Source organism: Klebsiella ornithinolytica, from assembly GCF_030505655.1.
In the GTDB taxonomy this organism is placed as follows: Bacteria; Pseudomonadota; Gammaproteobacteria; order Enterobacterales; family Enterobacteriaceae; genus Klebsiella; species Klebsiella ornithinolytica.
The window spans coordinates 2,677,121-2,697,067 of sequence record NZ_CP130153.1 but is presented as its reverse complement, the minus strand read 5'-3'; the positions used below and the strand labels follow the sequence as shown (position 1 = coordinate 2,697,067).

General features: G+C 53.7%; 22 protein-coding genes. All 22 read right to left on the bottom strand.

From position 1 onward, the window contains the following. Positions 1-20 precede the first annotated feature (20 nt). Complete coding sequence (gene tadF, locus Q1L34_RS12970; protein ID WP_125041299.1) at positions 21-626, bottom strand: tight adherence pilus pseudopilin TadF; 606 nt, start codon at positions 624-626, stop codon at positions 21-23. Beyond that, entirely contained in the window at positions 604-1,104 is a 501-nt protein-coding gene (locus tag Q1L34_RS12965) for a TadE/TadG family type IV pilus assembly protein (RefSeq protein WP_071359430.1), read from the bottom strand. Before Q1L34_RS12965 ends, tadF begins: the two co-directional genes overlap by 23 nt. A gap of 14 nt (positions 1,105-1,118) precedes the next feature. Next, positions 1,119-1,544: an A24 family peptidase gene (locus Q1L34_RS12960; protein ID WP_071988520.1), complete on the bottom strand. Its 426-nt coding sequence runs from the start codon at positions 1,542-1,544 to the stop codon at positions 1,119-1,121. Positions 1,545-1,599: 55 nt separating this feature from the next. Further along, entirely contained in the window at positions 1,600-1,995 is a 396-nt protein-coding gene (locus tag Q1L34_RS12955; protein WP_004862288.1) for a hypothetical protein, read from the bottom strand. After that, entirely contained in the window at positions 1,988-2,461 is a 474-nt protein-coding gene (locus tag Q1L34_RS12950; RefSeq protein WP_004862289.1) for a roadblock/LC7 domain-containing protein, read from the bottom strand. Before Q1L34_RS12950 ends, Q1L34_RS12955 begins: the two co-directional genes overlap by 8 nt. Beyond that, positions 2,461-3,021, bottom strand: a complete 561-nt coding sequence (locus Q1L34_RS12945) for a GTP-binding protein (RefSeq protein WP_227499829.1) — start codon at positions 3,019-3,021, stop codon at positions 2,461-2,463. The genes Q1L34_RS12950 and Q1L34_RS12945 overlap by 1 nt, the downstream gene beginning before the upstream one ends. A gap of 44 nt (positions 3,022-3,065) precedes the next feature. After that, positions 3,066-3,431, bottom strand: a complete 366-nt coding sequence (locus Q1L34_RS12940) for a hypothetical protein (RefSeq protein ID WP_004862293.1) — start codon at positions 3,429-3,431, stop codon at positions 3,066-3,068. 31 nt (positions 3,432-3,462) lie between these two features. After that, entirely contained in the window at positions 3,463-3,924 is a 462-nt protein-coding gene (locus tag Q1L34_RS12935; protein ID WP_032717493.1) for a hypothetical protein, read from the bottom strand. A gap of 35 nt (positions 3,925-3,959) precedes the next feature. Continuing rightward, positions 3,960-5,264 carry a tetratricopeptide repeat protein gene (locus Q1L34_RS12930; protein WP_155407395.1) on the bottom strand — a complete coding sequence of 435 codons (1,305 nt, stop codon included), beginning with the start codon at positions 5,262-5,264 and terminating at the stop codon, positions 3,960-3,962. Continuing rightward, positions 5,252-6,097 carry a type II secretion system F family protein gene (locus Q1L34_RS12925; RefSeq protein WP_048757086.1) on the bottom strand — a complete coding sequence of 282 codons (846 nt, stop codon included), beginning with the start codon at positions 6,095-6,097 and terminating at the stop codon, positions 5,252-5,254. Before Q1L34_RS12925 ends, Q1L34_RS12930 begins: the two co-directional genes overlap by 13 nt. Positions 6,098-6,104: 7 nt before the next feature. Beyond that, positions 6,105-7,010, bottom strand: a complete 906-nt coding sequence (locus Q1L34_RS12920) for a type II secretion system F family protein (protein WP_004862304.1) — start codon at positions 7,008-7,010, stop codon at positions 6,105-6,107. Beyond that, positions 7,007-8,296 carry a TadA family conjugal transfer-associated ATPase gene (locus Q1L34_RS12915; protein WP_004862305.1) on the bottom strand — a complete coding sequence of 430 codons (1,290 nt, stop codon included), beginning with the start codon at positions 8,294-8,296 and terminating at the stop codon, positions 7,007-7,009. Before Q1L34_RS12915 ends, Q1L34_RS12920 begins: the two co-directional genes overlap by 4 nt. Before the next feature lie 57 nt (positions 8,297-8,353). Next, positions 8,354-9,493, bottom strand: a complete 1,140-nt coding sequence (locus tag Q1L34_RS12910; RefSeq protein ID WP_004862307.1) for a CpaE/TadZ family protein — start codon at positions 9,491-9,493, stop codon at positions 8,354-8,356. 36 nt (positions 9,494-9,529) lie between these two features. Beyond that, on the bottom strand, positions 9,530-10,942 hold the full coding sequence (locus tag Q1L34_RS12905; RefSeq protein WP_071359435.1) for a type II and III secretion system protein family protein: 1,413 nt from the start codon (positions 10,940-10,942) through the stop codon (positions 9,530-9,532). Between the two features lie 65 nt (positions 10,943-11,007). After that, the gene (locus Q1L34_RS12900; RefSeq protein ID WP_032717495.1) at positions 11,008-11,880 is read right to left on the bottom strand and encodes a CpaB family protein; all 873 of its coding nucleotides are present in this window, start codon (positions 11,878-11,880) and stop codon (positions 11,008-11,010) included. 105 nt (positions 11,881-11,985) lie between these two features. Then, positions 11,986-12,219 (bottom strand): Flp family type IVb pilin, encoded by a 234-nt coding sequence (locus Q1L34_RS12895; RefSeq protein ID WP_004862315.1) that lies wholly within the window; start codon positions 12,217-12,219, stop codon positions 11,986-11,988. A gap of 793 nt (positions 12,220-13,012) precedes the next feature. After that, entirely contained in the window at positions 13,013-13,711 is a 699-nt protein-coding gene (gene urtE, locus Q1L34_RS12890; RefSeq protein WP_015584267.1) for an urea ABC transporter ATP-binding subunit UrtE, read from the bottom strand. 9 nt (positions 13,712-13,720) lie between these two features. Next, positions 13,721-14,518, bottom strand: a complete 798-nt coding sequence (gene urtD / locus Q1L34_RS12885; RefSeq protein WP_004862320.1) for an urea ABC transporter ATP-binding protein UrtD — start codon at positions 14,516-14,518, stop codon at positions 13,721-13,723. After that, entirely contained in the window at positions 14,518-15,591 is a 1,074-nt protein-coding gene (gene urtC / locus Q1L34_RS12880; RefSeq protein WP_088402556.1) for an urea ABC transporter permease subunit UrtC, read from the bottom strand. Before urtC ends, urtD begins: the two co-directional genes overlap by 1 nt. Then, positions 15,591-17,156 carry an urea ABC transporter permease subunit UrtB gene (gene urtB / locus Q1L34_RS12875; protein ID WP_088402557.1) on the bottom strand — a complete coding sequence of 522 codons (1,566 nt, stop codon included), beginning with the start codon at positions 17,154-17,156 and terminating at the stop codon, positions 15,591-15,593. The genes urtC and urtB overlap by 1 nt, the downstream gene beginning before the upstream one ends. Before the next feature lie 137 nt (positions 17,157-17,293). Continuing rightward, a complete protein-coding gene (gene urtA, locus Q1L34_RS12870; protein WP_004862326.1) occupies positions 17,294-18,565 on the bottom strand; it encodes an urea ABC transporter substrate-binding protein in 1,272 nt (423 codons plus the stop codon). A 175-nt stretch (positions 18,566-18,740) separates the two neighbouring features. After that, the gene (locus Q1L34_RS12865) at positions 18,741-19,844 is read right to left on the bottom strand and encodes a cobalamin-independent methionine synthase II family protein (RefSeq protein WP_004862329.1); all 1,104 of its coding nucleotides are present in this window, start codon (positions 19,842-19,844) and stop codon (positions 18,741-18,743) included. Positions 19,845-19,947 lie beyond the last annotated feature (103 nt).

The following is a 19,947-nucleotide window of genomic DNA, read 5'->3' as shown; positions in this document are numbered from 1 at the left end:
CTCGCCCATAAGGAACGGTATTAACGCGGGATCACCGCATTGCTGATGGCAATATCGCCGATCTCTATTCCGACGCTATTCAGGGTGCGTTTAAACAAGCTCTCGCCACCCGGCAAGCACATCGTCACCTGATAAACAGGTAGCCAGCGCCCTTTCGTATCCCACGGCGACAGATCCGCAATTTGCGAACTGGTTATGCCAGGTCGGCTATGGCAGTCCCCGGAACCCCGGGCGATGGACTGGGTATTAAGCAGGTGTCTTTGCGCTTTGCTGCCGCTGGACTGAAAAAAGGCGGCCTCCACCACCAGCTGATAGCGGCTGCCTGCCAGCCGACTCTCCTCCAGTAAAACACCGGCCAGTTCGTAGAGATCGCTGACATCCTGCTGGCTTAGCTCCTCTTTTTCGCCATAGAAGACGGATCTTTCTCGCACCACGCTGGCCAGCGAATAAGTTACTCGCGCGAGGTAGCTTTTATTCAGAAAAACGGCGCTGAAATCCACCAGCAGCGCGCACAGCACAAAAAAGACAACGAAGTACAGGCCGGCCTCAATCGTGACTGACCCTCGTTCATCGCATAGAGAGCGTTTTATCTCGCCCATCGGGTTATTCATCATTTTCTGCCTCACGCTGAAATTCCTGTACCAGTAAAATCCTGCGACTCAGTTCACGGATGACGCTTTGCGATGGAAAGAAAAAAAATAGTGGCTGATAATCAGTGGTCACTTTATAAAATGCCAACGGTTTATTACGCGCATCCATAGTGGTGCAAGTGTGGTTAATCACCGCGGAAATACTGTCACACCAGCTAACCGAAAGTTCGACATGTATTTCACGGGAGATGAGCGGCCAGTCGGCCATGCGTTTATTGATTTCGGCGTTGAAATATTGCTGATAATTGTCTGGCGCTCTGGTGATCGCCGCTATATGCCCCGACTCGGCGATAATCAGATCGAGCGCCGAGGAAATAAAGACCACCCGGCACATCTCGGCAATAAAAAGTATCGAAATAATAAAAGGAATAAACACCATGGAAAATTCCATAGCAGCAACGCCATGTTCAGCGCATAAATAATGACGCAGACCGTTTTTTACCTTTTTAAACATACATTCACCAATGGTTATACCCACAGCTGTAGCCAGTACCCGCAGCTGATGGCCAGCGCATATGGCACCGTCGCGCGTTCCTCGCGGGCGAAGAAATAAAAATAGAGCAGGCTGACAATGGCGACGGGAATACCCGCGATGGCCGTCAGCAGCAAAAAATTGCCGGTCTCCGGTACTGACAACGCCACCGCCAGCGCACACACCAGCTTAATATCCCCGGCGCCCATCAACTTCGCCATCGCGGCGATAAATCCCAGCGCCAGCAGTATGCCGGGGAGAATGAACGCCGGATAAGGCATATGCGTAAATCCTGCGAGACAGGAGAGCAGCAGTATCAGCAGCGTGGCGCGGTTAGGTATCCGCCGCCAGCGTATATCCACATAGCAAATATAGATAAGAACTCCACTAATACCGGCAGTCAATAGCCATGCGATACTCACAATAATCCCTTATTCTCCATGCATCATAAAAATTCGATATTAAAAAGAACCATTTTTATTCAGGTGAGAGATTCTCTGGTTGCGTCAGTTCATTATTTTCAGGGGCTGGCATCGTATATGCCTGGAGCCAGGAATAATAGCTGGTCACACTCTCGATGATTCTGCTGTCGCGATCGTAAAGCACCGGCGCCAGCGCAATGGCATCGCTAAGCATATCGGCGGCCGTTAATTCAACGGCCTGCAGCAGCAGAAGCGAGAAAATATCTTCCGGGATCGGTATCTCTTTCTGCAAATGACTACACAGCGAATGTAGCCATTGGTGATACCACTTCAGACGCTGCTGAATTAACTCCGATCTGTTATCCAGGACCGGCGATACGGAAATAAAACCACAGCTCATGTCTGCCGAGCATAATCTGACGGCAAAGGACATCGTTAACGGATCATTCATAATAATATTCCTGTAGCGGCGGCAGATCCGGCTGCGCATGGCAGATCTCAGCAATGGCCGCCGCCAACTGGCGCAGCAGCCAGAACAGTTGCCCGAGGGGCTCCTGTGCGGAAGCCACGACGGTCAGACATAACGAAAAACGCTGCGTAGCGACCTGCCAGAGCAGGATATTGTCCCTCTCGCCCTCGACGGTGATGGCTTTCTGCTCTCCGGCCGCGATTTCATTTAGCATCGCAGCGCCAATCCCCAGCAGAGAGCTGGTCATCGCCGCGATTTTATGTAAACGCCCAGGGTCCTCTTCTTTGAGAACGGCCGCAACCTCATAACCATCGGCGGTCGCCACCAGCAGCTCCCCCATCACAGGATAATTCTGGGCAAACTCCAGCAGCAGTTGCTGAATCTGCTGGCTGAGTTCAGTAGACAGGGTACCGGCATCTTCAATCGCAAACGGAAGTATGCTTGTCATCAGGAATAAACCTCTTCATTTCTGGCACGCTCAAGCTGGCAAAACAGCACCTTCAGCAGAAATAAGACCCTTTCCGGGCTGCGTGCATCCAGCGTCGCGACGGGAAGAGTTAGCCCCTCCTCCCGCAGCAAGCGCTGGTATTGTTCAAGATCAGGTAAGGGGGACAAATCACACTTAACGATACCCAGCAGCACGATTGCATTTCCCGCCAACGGGCCGGTTTTCAGCGCCCGCAACCAGCTACGAGTCTCTGCCAACGGGTCTGGACGGTGATTATCAGCCAGCAGTAGAATACCGACGCTGCCGCGTTCCAGGATATCGCGCATAAACGTGAAGCGCTCCTGCCCCGGAGTGCCGTAAAGCCGCATCCGGTTTTGCCCGCCAGGAATAGTCAACTCGCCATAGTCAAAACCGACGGTGGTGGTTTCTTTCTCTGCGTCGACGCGGTCCGATGCCAGCACGTCCGTTGACACGACGTTGATTTCACTGACGCTACGGATAGCCGTGGTCTTACCCGAGCCGCTGCGTCCTACCAGGATCACCTTATAGTCTTTCATCATCCCGAACCTTATGTCCTCCGCCCGCGTTACGCGGGCGAGGTTACTTATAAAATGACGATGGCCTCTTCGACGTCCGTCACTTTGCGTCTGGCCAGCGCCAGATTTCCATTGCGGCGATCGAGAATGGTATACACGAATACCCCATCCACAGCCCTCACCGGTCGGAGTATGTGGTACTGTTTGCCCTGCGTAATCAGGATGTCTTCTACTTCATCCCCGGTCGCCATTAATTTCAGCATCTTGATATTGGCGCGCAGCACGTCAGTAATGGCCGCGGCGGCAATTTCGATATCCAGACCGGCGGAGCCCACACCGTGTAACAGCATGCCATTACGCGCATCGACCAACGCCGCCCCCAGGGCGCCATCAAGGTTTACCAGTCCATCCAGTAATTTTTCCATTTCAGCCATTATTTTCTCCTGTGATTTCATTTTGTTATAATTAATCAGTGACCTTTAAGTCATGAAGAACTTCTTTTACATTTGCCAGTAAGATATTGTCGATAGAAAGCCCTTCGACCTTCAGTTTTAATATCTGGCACCATGGCTTCATGCCCGGTGTATAGCAGCTGACAACTGCATGAACCTCTGAGGTCAAACAGAGTTCTTCATTAATAGTCGCATGTAGCGTGTATTTATCGCCGACGCGGAAACGTTCGGTTCCTGGCAACGCAAACTCGTGAATAACAATCGGCGAATATTCCCGCAGCGCGGCAATCTCAGCATGTGATTTTTCCCAGTTCAGCACAGCAGGAATAATACTTTCCGTCGTTTCCCAGGGGCGGGACAATGACATATCCGGCCTGCTGCGATAGCCGCGTAATACGCCATCCGCGCCGATCATCAGATGCGTAACTCCCGCCGGCACCTGCACCAGCAGATCGTTGTATTCATAAATTTTCATAATATTTATTTCCGTATAAAAATAGACCCGGCGGTTCAGCCATAATAAATATCAAACACCAGTCTCTCTCCTGGCGCCTTATCCGAAGCAAGGCGAAACACTTTCGCTTTTGCCAGTGAACGGGTAAATTCAAACTCAATTAAAACAGCATCCGCCTGATGCTGATAAAACGTCAATTTATTGATATCAGGGTGTTCCCTGGTAATATCCTCAGCCGCTCGCAGCAATGCATTCCCTAGTTTGACATTCTGTAATTCAAAAATACGCTTATTTTTATCCGTACCAGGTAGTTCACGGAAATTAATCGCATGCCGCGATTCCAGTATCATGCGGAAATAACCGGGATGGCGCCCGGAGCGAACCGCAGAGATATCTTTCAGACTACTGGTTAATGACAGAGAAGCTTTTTCCGGTAGCCCTGCCGGCTTCGCCGTCTGCTGATTATCCAGGAACCGGGCGAGCTCATCCTGAGTGGCAACCGGGGTACGTCCAGCGGCCGCCGTTCTGACCAGCAGGGGCCCGCCGCCAGCCTGCTCCCCCGATTTCACCGCGGGCGCTGCGCTTTCCGCTATCGATACCGGAGCCGCAGCCGATAATGTTGCAGACGGCGCGCGCGGGCGCGGATTCACTTTCGCCAGCGCTTCCATCAACCCGTCGCTACGGTCGGCCATCTTTTCCTGCTGCAGGATGCTTTCCGCAGCGTTAAAGTCCTGGAGCTTCACCAGCACGTAGACGAGGTTATGCAGCACTTTCTGGCTCGCATGCCCCCGGCCATAGAGAGAAAAAAGATAGTCTCTGGCGGTGGCGTAATCGTTTTGCATAATGGCCAGCATCGCCAGGTTATTAATTACGATATCGTCATCGACAAAGCGCTGCCTCGCGCTATTAAACGCGCGTGTCGCCCCGGGAAAATCGCCATCTTGCGCCAGCAGGATCCCCTGTATATTCCAGGCCTCACCACTTTTGGGGTTCTGTCTGAGCACACCGGAAATCGCCGCCTGCGCTTCTCTATAATCCCCGAACTCCATCAAGTTTTTACTTGCCAGTAATAATGCCCGTTCATCGGGATTGTTGGCGATGAGCGGCTGTAGATACTGGCGGGAAGAGTCAAAATCCTCCGCCAGATAATAGTATTCCGCCAGCTGGTAGCGGGTATCCTTATCCTCTTTACGGCTGAGCTTTTCACGGTAGAGCTTGATCAAGCCGTTATAGTTATTGACCTTACTGAGAATATATTCACGCTGACTATCATCGAGTTCACTGCCGCTGCCAGTTTGGCTCTGGCACCCACACAAAACGAAGAGCGCCAGAAGCGACGTAAGAGAGATTATTTTTCCCACACCGACACCATCCCTATAAAACCCGGCCCTGCAACGATAACCAACAGCGGAAACATAATGAAGGCGATCATCGGCAACGTCATTTTTGCTGAAAGACTGGCCACCTTCTCTTCGGTATTCAGCAGCTGCAGTTCGCGCATCTCTTTAGAAAGATCGATCAACACCTGATATATCGATGAGCCATATTTAATACTCTGCTGTAAGGTCGAACATAGCATCCTGACTTCCGTGCCTGGAACTTCTTCATAGAGTTGTTCCAGCGCAGCATTAATACCGTTGACCTCTGTTTTGAGCATCGCCCTGTCGAACAGCGTGGCGATATTGGGATTAATGGCATAGGTATTGTCGGCGATATAACGCAAAGCTTTTTCAATGGTCATCCCGGATTGCACGCAAACTGCCAGCATATCGATAACGAATGGCAGGTCGTCAGAAATCCTTTTCATATGTTTTTTAATGACCATTTCTTTTACCAGATTTGGTAGCAGAATCACCACCACCACGCAGGCTATTACGCAAAGAAATAACGTTTCATGAGAAAATGTATAAATCCCGGCAGCATTCACTAATACCAGCAGTAGCGTCGCGATGAATACGACTAACGTTTTAGCGACAATATTTTTATCCAACATCGCGGTCCACGAGACCAGGCGACTGGTTTTCCTCATTATCCGCTCAAACGGCGTCGTATTATCCTGTGGGATAAAAGCGTACTGGTTGCTACTCTGCTCCAGCAGATGATAAATACGCTGCCGACGCTGCCTCAATAACCAGATCCGGGCTAGCCCCCCAGTGCCTAATACCAGCAGAGCTAGCGCAATAATATAAAACATAAGCCACCTATACTTTATTCATCATCATCCAGACAATCAGCAGCCCCAGCAGAATGCTGCAAATAGCGTAATAGAGCATCATCTGGCCCGTTGGATGGTGCAGTAAAATGTCGAAATTAGCCGGCGACTGAAACTTCAGAAAGAAGAAGAAAAAAATGGGGATAGCTGTCAAAATCTTAATCGACATGCGGACTTCCGAAGTCATGGCGTATTTTTTCTTCTCCAGCACCCGGGCGTTGGAGATCAGCGTCCCCAGACGCGACATCACCTCTTTGACCTGACCCCCACCTTTCATATTGAGCTGTACGGTAATGATGAAAAAGTAGTATTCGCTAAACGGCAGACGTCGCCACGAAGCCATAAATACGCTTTCCGCATCTTCACCAATTTCCAGGCGCTGCGATATCTGTCTGAATTCTTCGCCCAGCACACCATCAATCTTTTGCCCGCACTGCTCAATCCCCTGAATAACAGAGTTACCGGCGCGGATGGAGCTATTAATGATATTCAACGCTTCCGCGAACTGAGCATCAAATTCCAGACGCATCTTTTTCTTGCTGCTGAGATAGAGGCCGTACAGAGTCAGCACAAATAATACGGGATGGATAATGATCGGGCTCAGGTTCAGGTAATTGCGGTTAACGTAGAGGCTTACGGCCTGTACCAGCAGCAGGATCAGCCCGTGGCGTAAGGCGGTACTGCGCTGCTTGCCCAGTAAATGTAGACGCATATCATCCATCAAGCGTGATAACCACCCGCCCAACGGATTACGCAGCAGTCGCCTCGTCAGTTCCACCCGGTTACGGGCGGCTTCCGCCTGCTGTAAACGCTGCATGCGCTTCTGCTGGCGATACCACAGCCCCAGCTGAATACAGCCTGCCAGCAGCAGAAAGCTAAAAATGATCATCATCATGGCATCCGGTTCCCAAACAGTTGTTTTAAAGGTTCAAGCAGGCCGTGAACCAGCGCCTGACGGTACACAGCCGAACGCTGAAGCAGCCCAAAACAGGTAAACGTCCCCTGAATTTTCCCGTACTCATTGCGATCCGCTTCTGCGCCGAAGCTGAAGATGTCCTGTAGGATAATGTTGTCTCCTTCCATACCCATCACCTCGGCAATGTTGATCACCTTGCGCGAGCCGTCCGGCAGGCGCGACACCTGAACAATAATGTTTACCGCCGAGGCGATATTTCGGCGTATGGCCGCCAACGGCAACGAAGCGCTGGACATCATGATCATGCTCTCCAGCCGCGCCAGCGCGTCGCGCGGTGAGTTGGCATGCAGAGTCGACATAGAACCATCATGGCCGGTGTTCATGGCCTGCAGCATCTCAAAAGCCTCCTCACCACGACACTCGCCGACGATGATCCTGTCTGGACGCATACGCAGCGCGTTGACCACCAGATGGCGCATATTCACCACCCCCTGGTTTTCCGATCCGGCCATTCGCGTTTCCAGGCGAACCACGTGCGGTTGCTGTAGCCGCAGTTCGGCAGCATCTTCCAGGGTAAGTACCCGCTCATCTTCATTGATGTATTGCGACATCGCATTAAGCAGCGTAGTTTTCCCGGACCCCGTCCCCCCGGAGACAATAATATTGATCCGACAGCGGCTGGCGATGACCAGAAAATTGGCCATCATTTCATTCATGCTGCCGTACTCCACCAGGTCGGCCAGCGATTTCTTGCCCTTACCAAACTTACGAATGGAGATCGACGCACCATCCAGAGCCACCGGTGAAATCACCACGTTCAGACGGCTGCCGTCCGGCATCCTCGCGTCTACCAGCGGCTGGGAATCATCGACCCGGCGCCCTACTCGCGAAACCAGCCGTCTGGCGATATCGGTGAGCTGAATGTCGTTGAGGAAGCGTTTATCGACCTGTTCAAGTTTGCCGAACCGCTCGACAAAAATGCGATCCGGTCCGTTCACCAAAATATCGCTGATAGTGTCGTCTTCCATTAATTCTCGTAACGGGCCGTAGCCAGTTATCTCATCGGTAACCAGCTCGCACAGATCGTGACCGGCGCGGGAGGATAAATATCTACCGCTACTATTCACCTGCCGCGTGATCACCTCACTGATTTCACGAAACAGCGCATCGCGGTCGTGACGCAATGCATCAACCCGTTCTAAATCAACGCTCTTAAGCACAAGCTCGCGAAAATAGAGCAGGGATTCAAAGCTCTCCGTATCCATTGCTTTCATCATCCTTAAAAGTTATGTTCCCACCGCGTGACGAAGTCCGCTTATCCGCTACGACTTACGGTCGGGACGTAATGAGAAAAACGATGGAAATAGTCTCCTCTTTGCTGCCTCTTGTTCAGATTTACCCAACAGGCTCTGTGCGGTAAAACGCCACAGCGGAGTCACCGACAACGGTTGGTTTTTCTTAACGTTCCACGGATTAATCACCGCCAGCGGGTAACCGAGATACTCCTCAATATCATCATTGCGCAGCTCATCGCCGTGCGCAGGGTGATTCTCATTGAGGCAGATGAAGACCCGCAGTTCTTTACCACCGCGCGACAGGTCAACGCGCTGCTTCTCATCCAGTAAATACTTAGCCACCCTCAGAGCGCTCAGATCGCGGTTAATCACAAGAATCAAGGTGCTGGATTGCGTAAAGACTGTCTCAAGATGCTCGTAGGGTTGGGCATAGACGCCGTGATCGAACATCACCAGATTGAACGCATTGAAGTGGCTATCGTCATAGGTCCAGGCCGCATCCAGGGGTTCTATGCGCGCGGACTGCTGAGGCCCCAGAGACGTAATCGCCCCGTCTCTGGGTAGACCACAGAAGGTCAATAAATCAAGATCCCGGCTACCGCTGGCGCCCTGCACCAGCAGCGAGGGGATAGAGGTCTGCATACCGATAGCCTGAAACAGCTGCCAGGCCACGGTCGTGGTACCCGCACCACCTTTGCAGCCCAGAAGGCTGATTTTCATCATACTGCGCGTCGCCTGGGCGCTGTCCGGTTGCTGGAGCTGCCCGGCCAGCTGTGCCAGCTGGGACTGAATATGCAGATAGCAAACGCCGGCGCTCATCAGTGCCTGGGCGAAAGCGATCGAGTCATTGCGGCCGAGAAAGACCTGACGCGCGCTGGCAGGAATCAGCAGTGTGGCCGTTTCACAGATCAACGTAACATCATTGCAGCTGCCGATATCAATAATCACCGTCGCAGCGCCGCGCAAGATGCTGTCATCCAGCAAGGCAAAAAAATCAAGAGGATGACCAATAACGTTATTAAAGTTATTAATTAATAACAAACTGCTAATATCAGAAAGCATCTCTTTATCAGGGGAGATAATGATTATCGACTGCGGCCCTCCCTTTTTCGCCTTGTGCGCGACTTCCGGCTCGCTTTTCTTTTTAGAATCCGAAAACAACTTCATCTTTCACTCCAGAAATATGTCAATGATGCGATGTCGTTAGCGGGCAAAGCCGCCCTGTTCCAGAAAGCGTCCGGCATCACTATTTAAACGCTCTTCGCGCATTTTCTGGTCAACGCCGACGTTGAAGAACAGCTTCTCAACCGAGCTGCGGCGAAAGGATGGAAGCGACATATTGCGGGCCGCCGCTTCTGACTGCGGTTTCACCAGATTCACCGTGGCAAACACCACCAGTTCGCTTTTGCTTCTTTCGGTCATCGAGCTACGGGCTAATGCCCCCAGCACCGGAATATCGCCAATAAACGGTACTTTGGTGAGCGACTCCTTGTCCGCTTCGCTTAATAAGCCGCCGATAACAAAGCTGTCGCCATCCGCCAGCTCGATGGTTGAGCTGGAACGGCGGGTACGCATGGTTGGGATCTGGTAGTCGTTATAGGCATACGAACCGGTGACGCTGCTTAATTCATTGGAGACAAATAAACGTATCTTCTGGCGTTTTTCCACCTTAGCGGTGATATTCAGGCGAATGCCGTACTCTTTATACTGCACGGTGACCGAGTCCTGATCCTTCACCATAATCGGAATTTCTCCGCCCACCAGAAAGCTGGCTGACTCTCCGGAAAGTACGGTGAGATTAGGCTGAGCCAGCACCCGGGCAATTGAGTCATTTTTTACCGCGTTGATCAGGGTGCTGATATTTCCGACATCAAACCCGCGGCGAAACCCCAGCAGATTAAAGACCCCAGGACTGTTGGTGGTCATGCCGCCATTTCCGCCGCCGTTGATAATGCTATCCAGCGTCAGGCTGCTCCACTCGATACCCAGGTTATCGGTAAACTCTTTGCTTACCTCCACCACGGTCAGTTTAACGTTGACCTGGTTTGAGGACGGGAGTTGTAAGCGGTTAATGACATTGTTGTAGACTTTGGCAATCGCAAAACGGGTGTTTTCACTGCTGGCGTTGCTGCCGTTACTTTTTCCGCCGCCATCGCCGGAACCCACCAGGCTGCCAACCAGCTGATAAACCCCGTCGCGGGTCTCTTCATCAGGCACCGTGCCACTCAGGATCCACGTGGCTTTGTCGGCATTCTGGAAGCGTTTCACCTCCACCGTACTGCCGGGGTATTCACGCGCCACGCGCTGGCGAATGTCGCTCAGAAAAGGGTCGACATCCACGCTGAGATTCATCAGGATCTTCGCCTGCGGACCATAGACCACCAGCTCAGTACTGCCCAGCTTGCGGGCATACAGCACGATATTTTTATCGTTGACGATTTTGTAATCGGCAACGGCCGGGTCTGACACAAACACCGTATTAACGGCGCTAGCGAAGCGCAGCGTTTTCGATTGCCCGGGTTTGAGATTGACGACCTCCGCCCTGGCCCCCAGAGAAAACACGCAAAAAATCAGCAGCACAAACAGCCTTTTAATGCAGAACAAACGTTGAGTCATTTTTTAAAATATCCCTGTATCCGGGGTTCCATGGTGTTATAAGCCACCCGACGTCAGGCGGCGATTTAGCCTCGAAGCTCGTTAATTTCTGAGGTGAGCTTTGCTGGAACGGGAGGTAGATTAAAAATCACGTCGTCGCTGACCGGCCATGCCGCCTCTGGCGAGGGCAGCGCAATGGTCGATTTCCCCTCCGGAGTGGTGGTGGCCGGAAACAGAAGAATATTCGCCAGCTCGCCGCCCAGCCCCTTCAGCATCTTGACCTCGTGGTCCTGCAGCTCCACCACTAGCTGGCTGCCCTTTTCCACCACGTTGACGCCGTTATTGACAACCGTTTTTGCCGGGCGAATCGCCAGCACCCGCTTATTGCCCATCAGCGGTTTCAGGCGGTTATAAAGCTGATTTTTCTCGCGGGACTGTTCGGCCCCGACTTCCAGCGTATCTTCATGTTTGGGATATATCCGACGATAGGAGAGATAAATATCCACGCCCTGCCCGGCTTTGATGTTATTTAATAAATAGTTGTCTGACTTGTTTAGCTCAAAGGTATAGAGAATATTTCCCGGTCGTAAAAACAGGGTCAGGTATTCATCGCTGCCCGGCGCCACCATTAAACCCGGCAAAATCCATGAATTCGCCGGCACCGCGCTTTTTAACGCCCAGTTATCCAGGTTTTTACCGACGAGATTAAACTGCGTATCGGTACTGCCGACATCAACCGTAACGGTTTTAATCTGAAAGTCCCCGGCCCGTAGTATCGTTCTGGCGTCTAAATCACGGGTGGCTACCACCACGCTTATCGTCTGCTGCGGTTTTTTTTCTGGCTGACTGGCCTGCAAAGGAGCAGCCGTGCGGGATTGATTAAAATAGAAAAACAGCCCCAGAATACCGACAACGATCATCACCACATAAACAAGCAGACCGCCTCTTTTCATATTCATTGTTTTCCACTTTGCGTTGACAGTATCCATGTATCTGAAATTCATCAATACGGGCATTGCGTCCTGCTATGCCCGTATTAAAACCACTAATGAACTTACAAAGGCTTATGGCGTCATAGAGGCATCGACCTTATCTTTGACACTAGTAAAGATATCGGACAACATCGTCTGCACGGTTCCGCCCGAACCAAAGATAACGGCGACAACAGCGGCCACGCCAGCGATGACAATCGCATACTCAACGGCGGTGACGCCTTTTTCATTGTTTTTAAAATCATAAATGCATCCAGCAACACAGGTATAGGCAGCCAGATATTTATCATAAACACGGTTTAGCATTACCAGTTTCCTTATTAACCATCATTCAATATTTAAATTTATATGTCACCCAAAATATATTCATAAAAAGAATCTATCTTTTCAGTATTGATATTTTCCGGGCAGTAGAAGAATAGCCTGATAATTCTGCAGCCAGCTAATATTTATAATCGATCGATTTCAATCCAATTAATAGTCAAAAGCTATCATTTAACATATAACGATCGTTTTTACCGATCATTTGTAGAAAAAACAGCCTCAGAAAAATGGACTAATTGCTTATAAATCAGGAATTATGCGACGGTATTTCTTACCGTGATGGGGCAGCAGGCAGAGTTTATTTTTAGCAGATGATTTCATAATAAATAAACAACTCAACAACCATTACATTCGATAAAAATCAACATTTAGTATTAAGCTCTGGTTTCGTCATTAAATTCGCAGGTTAAACAGTTCCTGAGCAAATTAAGAAGGGTTTTATCTCTTACAATATATGGCGAATATCGATATCGGAAACACATATAAATAACAAATAATTAAAACAAGAAAAGCGTCTGAATTTATACAAAACAATTAGCGTCCAGAACCAGGCAATTAACCACATACGCTGAGCAATAGCAGCGCCGTCATCAACGGAGCCATCATATAGATAGCGAATAGATAAACAGACTTAACGGCTGGGAATGAAATATGCTGGATTTTATTCTTATTGCAGAATAAAAGGCGAACAGGCGTCTGTTCGTATGGGACGGGACCTGTTAACGGTAAACAGGCCTTGCCTCAAGGCGGCAAAGCCCTTAAAAAAGTCCGCGTATTAAATCGTCACCATGCCGCGCACCCCTTCCGCTTCCATCGCCGCGCCGTTCCCCTGTTGAATAATCGTTCCCCGCGACATCACCAGATAGCGATCGGCCAGCGCCGCGGCAAAGTCATAAAACTGCTCGACCAGCAGAATGGCCATATCGCCACGGTTCGCCAGCTGGCGGATCACCTCGCCAATCTCTTTGATGACCGACGGCTGAATACCTTCCGTCGGCTCATCCAGAATCAGCAATTGCGGCCGGCTGGCCAGCGCGCGACCGATGGCCAGCTGCTGCTGCTGACCGCCGGAGAGATCGCCGCCGCGCCGCTGTTTCATGGTTTTCAGCACCGGAAACAGCTGATAAATCTCCTCCGGTACCTGCCCGGCCTCGCTGGCCGGAAACCGCGACAGCCCCATCAGCAGATTCTCTTCAACCGTCAGGCGAGGAAATATTTCACGACCCTGCGGCACATAGGCAATACCGGCCTGCACCCGCTGGTGCGGTTTACGCTGGGTGATGATTTTCTCCTGCCAGATGACTTCACCGCTGCGCGCCGGGATCAGCCCCATCAGGCACTTCAGTAAGGTGGTTTTACCCACGCCATTGCGCCCCAACAGACAGGTGACCTCGCCTTGCCGGGCCTCAAAATCGACCCCGCGCAGAATGTGGCTGCCGCCATAGTATTGATGTAACTGATTAACCTGTAACATTCGCTCTCCTTAACGACCGAGATACACCTCAATCACCTGCTCATTCGCCTGTACCTCGCGGAGCGAGCCCTCTGCCAGTACCTGGCCCTGATGCAGCACCGTGACCCGATCAGCGATGGTTTCGACGAACCCCATATCGTGCTCCACCACCATCAGGGAATGTTGCCCGGCCAGGGTGCGGAACAGCTCGGCGGTATACTCGGTTTCAGCATCGGTCATCCCGGCAGCGGGCTCATCCAGCAGCAACAGATGCGGCTCCTGAACCAGCAGCATGCCGATCTCGAGAAACTGTTTTTGCCCGTGAGAAAGCAGCCCCGCCGGGCGCGCGCGTTCGCCATCAAGACGCAGCAGGCGCAGAATGTCGCTGATGCGGTCCTCCTGCTCGCCGTTCAGCCGCGCCCGCAGGCTGGCCCAGACCGACTTATCGCCTTTCAACGCCAGCTCAAGGTTTTCGGCGACGGTCAGCGCCTCAAACACCGTCGGTTTCTGAAACTTGCGGCCGATCCCCTGGCGGGCGATAGCGATAGGATCAAGCCCGAGCAGATCGATCGACTGGTCATACCGCGCCCTGCCGCTCTGCGGCCGGGTTTTGCCGGTAATGACATCCATCAGCGTCGTTTTCCCGGCGCCGTTCGGCCCGATAATACAGCGCAGCTCGCCCACGCCAATCTGCAATGAGAGATCCGTCAGCGCCTGGAAACCATCAAAAGTGACGTTGATGTTCTCCAGCTCGAGCACCGGGTCGGTCTGCTCGCGAAAGCGGTCCGTGGGCTGCTGGCGGGTAAACAGGCCTTCATCCGGTTGCATTAGCGGTCTCCTTTGCGCAGCAGGCCAATAACCCCGCGAGGTAGAAACAGGGTCACGATGATAAAAATCAGACCAAGGAACAGCTGCCAGTATTCCGGCATAGTGACGGTGAACAGGCTCTTCGCTCCGTTCACCAGCCCGGCGCCAAGCACCGGGCCAATTAAGGTGCCGCGACCGCCAAGCGCCACCCAAATAGCCGCTTCAATGGAGTTGGTTGGCGACATTTCGCTGGGGTTAATAATGCCCACCTGAGGCACGTACAGCGCCCCCGCGAGGCCACACAGCACCGCCGATAGCGTCCACACCAGCAGCTTAAAGCCGCGCGGATCGTATCCGCAGAACATCAGCCGGTTTTCCGCATCACGCACCGCCGTCAGGACACGGCCGAATTTACTCTGCGCCAGCAGATAGCCGATCCCTAACGTCAGCAGCAGCAGTAAAACCGTGACCATAAATAGCACGGCCCGCGTGGTGGTCGCGGTAACGGAATAGCCAAGCAGCGTGGTGAATCCGGTAAAACCGTTGTTGCCGCCAAAACCGGTTTCGTTACGGAAAAAGAGCAGCATGCCGGCGTAGGTCAACGCCTGGGTCATGATCGAGAAGTAGACCCCTTTGATTTTAGAGCGGAAAGCAAACCAGCCGAAGACCAGGGCCAGTACGCCCGGAACCAGCACCACCAGCAGCATCGCCCAGGCAAAATGCTGGGTTCCCCACCAGAACCACGGCAGCTCGCTCCATGACAGAAAAGACATGAATGCCGGCAGACCATCGCCCGCCGCCTGGCGCATCAGATACATCCCCATCGCATAGCCGCCGAGGGCGAAAAAGATGCCGTGGCCCAGCGACAGCATACCGGCGTAACCCCAGACCAGATCCAGCGCTACGGCAACAATCGCGTAACAGAGAATTTTACCGCTGAGGGTCAGCAGCCAGGTGGAGACCGCCAGCGGATGTGACTGCGGCAGCAGCGCCAGAAACGGCATGCTCAGCAACCCCAGCACCAGGAGCACACCAAGCCATTGCAGCGATCGCGGCGCCTTGCGCGCTAATGTTAAGCTAATTGGTTGGCTCATCAGTCAATAACCCTCCCTTTTAAGGCAAACAGGCCCTGCGGACGCTTCTGAATAAACAGGATGATCAGCACCAGGATCAGGATCTTGCCCAACACTGCCCCGAGCTGAGGTTCGAGGATTTTGTTGAAGATGCCGAGGCCAAAGGCTGCCACTACGCTCCCCGCCAGCTGGCCGACGCCGCCGAGCACCACCACCAGGAAGGAGTCGATGATATAGCCCTGGCCCAGTTCCGGGCCGACATTTCCCAGCTGCGACAGCGCCACACCACCCAGACCGGCGATACCCGAACCGAGACCAAATGCCAGCATATCCACTCGCCCGGTTGGCACGCCGCAACAGGCGGCCATCGCCCGGTTTTGGGTCACCGCCCGCACGTTCATGCCTAAGCGGGTTTTATTGAGAATTAACCAGGTGAAGAACAGCACCAGCAGCACAAAGCCGAGCACCGCCAGGCGGTTCCACGGCAGGATCAGGTTCGGCAGAACCTGCAAGCCGCCGGAGAGCCAGGCCGGGTTTGCCACTTCCAGGTTCTGGGCGCCGAACAGCATGCGCACCAGCTGGATCAGCATCAGGCTAATCCCCCAGGTGGCCAACAGCGTCTCCAGCGGCCGGCCGTAGAGATGACGAATGATAGTGCGTTCCAGCGCCATACCGATGCCGCCGGTTATCAGGAAAGCGACCGGCAGCGCGACCAGCGGATAGAACGCCAGCCACTGCGGCGCCAGCTGTGCCAGCGCTTGCTGCACCAGCCAACAGCTGTAGGCGCCGATCATCAGCATCTCGCCATGCGCCATATTGATGACGCCCAGCAACCCGTAGGTGATGGCCAGCCCCAGCGCTGCCAGCAGCAGCACCGACCCCAGCGATAGCCCCATGAATGCCTGGCCGAGAATATCGCCGAGCAGCAGACGCTGTTTAATCTGGCTCAGGCTGTTTGCCGCCGCATCGCGCACGCGGGCGTCAGGCTCATGTTGAAGATCGGTATAGGGAATCAGCAGCGCCTGAGTCTCCGGATCCACGGCGTGACCGAGCTGTTCAACGGCGGCCAGCCGTCTGGCGCTGTCCGGGCTGGCAAGCTGCAGGCGGGCCAGCGCAATGTCCAGCTGCGTTTTAACCCCCTCATCGGTTTCAACCGCCAGCCGTTGTTGCAGCAGCCCCGCCATTTCCGGCGTCGCCTCCCGCTGTAGCGTTTTGACGGCTGCCGCCCTCTCCGTGACACTGTCACTGAAAAGCAAATGGGTGGCCAACGCCCCGGCGACCAGGTTACGCAGGCGGTTGGTGAGGCGAACCGGTTTTGTCGCCCCTTGCGGAGTGCGCGCGGCCCCCAGCGCCTGTTGCTGGCTGAAGGCGTGGCCACTGTCATCAGCCACCAGGGTTTCCGCTTTCAGCGCCCGCAGCAGCGGCAGCCGCCGGGCATCGGGTGCGGCGGCCCACTGTTCCAGCAGGCGCGCCTGCTGGGTACGGTTGGCCGTCACAAAATCATCCGCATCCGCTGCCTGCGCCCGCCACGGCACGATCATCACCAGTAGCGCGAGGTAATACCCCACTATGCGCCATGTGCTCATGAGTATCTCCTTGTGTCATTTCCCCGTTAACGCTAACGAGGGTCGCGCGGGATTCCGGGATAGCCCCGGCAGCGCTGGCGCTTGCCGGGGCTACTTATGTCGCCCGGGCAAGGCGTTCGCGCCCGGGAAAGAGGCGCTTAATTAGCGGCAGTTTTTATCGGATGATCGGGTTTCTTATCGTTGCCGGCGATCCACGGGCTCCACGGCTGGGCGCGTACCGGCTTATCGGTCTGCCAGACGACGTTGAACTGCCCGTTGCTTTCGATTTCGCCAATCATCACCGGTTTGTGCAGATGGTGATTGGTCGCGTCCATAGTCAGAGTAAAGCCTGATGGCGCGTTGAAGGTCTGGCCGGCCATCGCTGCCCGCACCTTATCGACATCGGTGGTTCCCGCTTTGGTTACCGCCTGGGCCCACATGTGCAGCCCAACCCAGGTGGCTTCCATCGGGTCGTTAGTCACCACGGTATCGGCGTTTGGCAGCTTGTGGGCTTTGGCATAGGCACGGTAATCCGCCACAAACTGTTTGTTGGTCGGGTTATCGACGGACTCAAAGTAGTTCCACGCCGCCAGGTTCCCCACCAGCGGTTTGGTATCAATACCGCGCAGCTCCTCTTCACCGACCGAAAAGGCCACCACCGGCACATCGGTCGCTTTCAGCCCCTGGTTTGCCAGCTCTTTATAAAACGGGACGTTGGAATCGCCGTTGATGGTAGAAACCACCGCCGTTTTACCGCCGGCGGAGAATTTCTTAATGTTGGCAACGATGGTCTGGTAATCGCTGTAACCGAACGGGGTATAGACCTCTTCGATGTCCTTATCCTGGATCCCTTTCGCATGCAGGAATGCGCGCAGAATTTTGTTGGTGGTACGCGGATAGACGTAATCGGTGCCCAGCAGGAAGAAGCGTTTCGCCCCGCCGCCATCTTCACTCAGCAGGTATTCCACCGCCGGAATCGCCTGCTGATTCGGCGCCGCGCCGGTATAGAAGACGTTTGGCGACATCTCTTCGCCTTCGTACTGTACCGGATAGAACAGCAGGCCGTTCAGCTCTTCAAAAACCGGCAGCACCGATTTTCGCGAGACCGATGTCCAGCAGCCAAAGACCGCCGCCACTTTGTCCTGGGTTAGCAGCTGACGGGCTTTCTCCGCAAACAGCGGCCAGTTTGAGGCGGGATCGACAACCACCGGCTCGAGCTTTTTCCCCAGCACCCCGCCTTTGGCATTGATGTCGTCAATTGCCATCAGCGCCACGTCTTTCAACGGTGTTTCGGAAATCGCCATGGTCCCGGAGAGTGAATGCATAATCCCGACTTTAATGGTGTCGGCGGCATAAACCTGGAAAGAGTAGCCCATGAGAACAGTAGAGGCGGAGAGGGCAAAAGCTTTTAATAATGTTCGACGCTGCATGATTCACTCCTGAAAATCGCAAAAACGAAAAATGAATGAACGACTATCCGGAAGTGATAAGGCAAAAACGGTGCCAGGTTGGCTGACGGCGGGAAAGCGCGCGACGGCGCGGCAGGAGAGAAACAGACAGGCAGCGTTGCCTCAAAACGGTGCAACGCTGCGCTATGAAGAGCGGTTACCAGACCTGAGCGGCGATCCCGGTGACCAGGCGGACTTTATCCCACTGTTGGGATTCCGTCAGCGCATTCCCCTCTTCGGTCGAGGCGAAGCCACACTGCGGGCTGAGGCAAATCTGCTGCAGCGCAACATACTGCGCGGCCTCCTGCAGACGGGCCTTCACTCCCTCCGGGTTTTCCAGCTCGCCGTTTTTGGTGGTGATTAATCCCAGCACGACCTGCTGCTTGCCCGGACGGATAAAGCGCAGCGGGGCGAAATCGCCGGAGCGGTCATTATCATACTCAAGGAAGAACGCATCGACGTTGACGCCGCCAAACAGCACCTCGGCAACCGGCTCATAACCGCCTTCCGAGATCCAGGTGGAACGGAAGTTCCCGCGACAAACGTGCAGGCCGATGGTCAAATCGTCCGGTTTGCCTTCCAGAGCCTTATTCAGCACCCGGGCATACGTTTTTGCCAGCTCGTCGGGATCGTCGCCGCGATCGCGCACCTGCTGGCGCTGTTCATCGGAACACAGATAGGCCCAGACGGTATCATCGAGCTGCAGATAGCGGCAGCCGGCATCATAGAAGGCGCGGATGGCATCGCGCCAGGTCGTCGCCAGATCGTCGAAATAGTCGGCGAGATCCGGATAAACCGTGGCATCGATATCTTTACGCCCGCCGCGGAAATGGAGCACGCTCGGGCTTGGAATGGTCATCTTCGGCTGTGCTTCGCCGCTGACGCTTTTCAGATAGCGAAAATCTTCCAGCATCGGATGATCGCCAAACGCCAGTTTGCCAATGACGCGAACGCCGTGTGCCCGGGTCTGCACGCCGTTAAACTGGATCCCTTTGTCGGAATCGTAGCGTTCAACGCCTTCTAAGCCATCGAAGAAATCGAAGTGCCACCACGCGCGGCGAAATTCCCCGTCGGTCACCACGTGCAGCCCGCAGTCACACTGCTGCCTGACCAGCTGGCGGATAGCATCATTTTCAATCTGGCGCAGCTGTTGTGCATCTATGGCGCCTTCGGCAAGCTGCTGACGCGCGACTTTTATTGCCTCTGGACGTAAAAAACTGCCGACGATATCCGCGCGGAACGGGGCCTGTTGACGTTGCATGGTGTCTCCTTAGCGGTAAGCACAAGTAGTTGCCTGCCGTGATAGTTCATCATTTGAATTTTAGACTTCTGGATGGCTATATGTCCAGATACTGTCATGCACT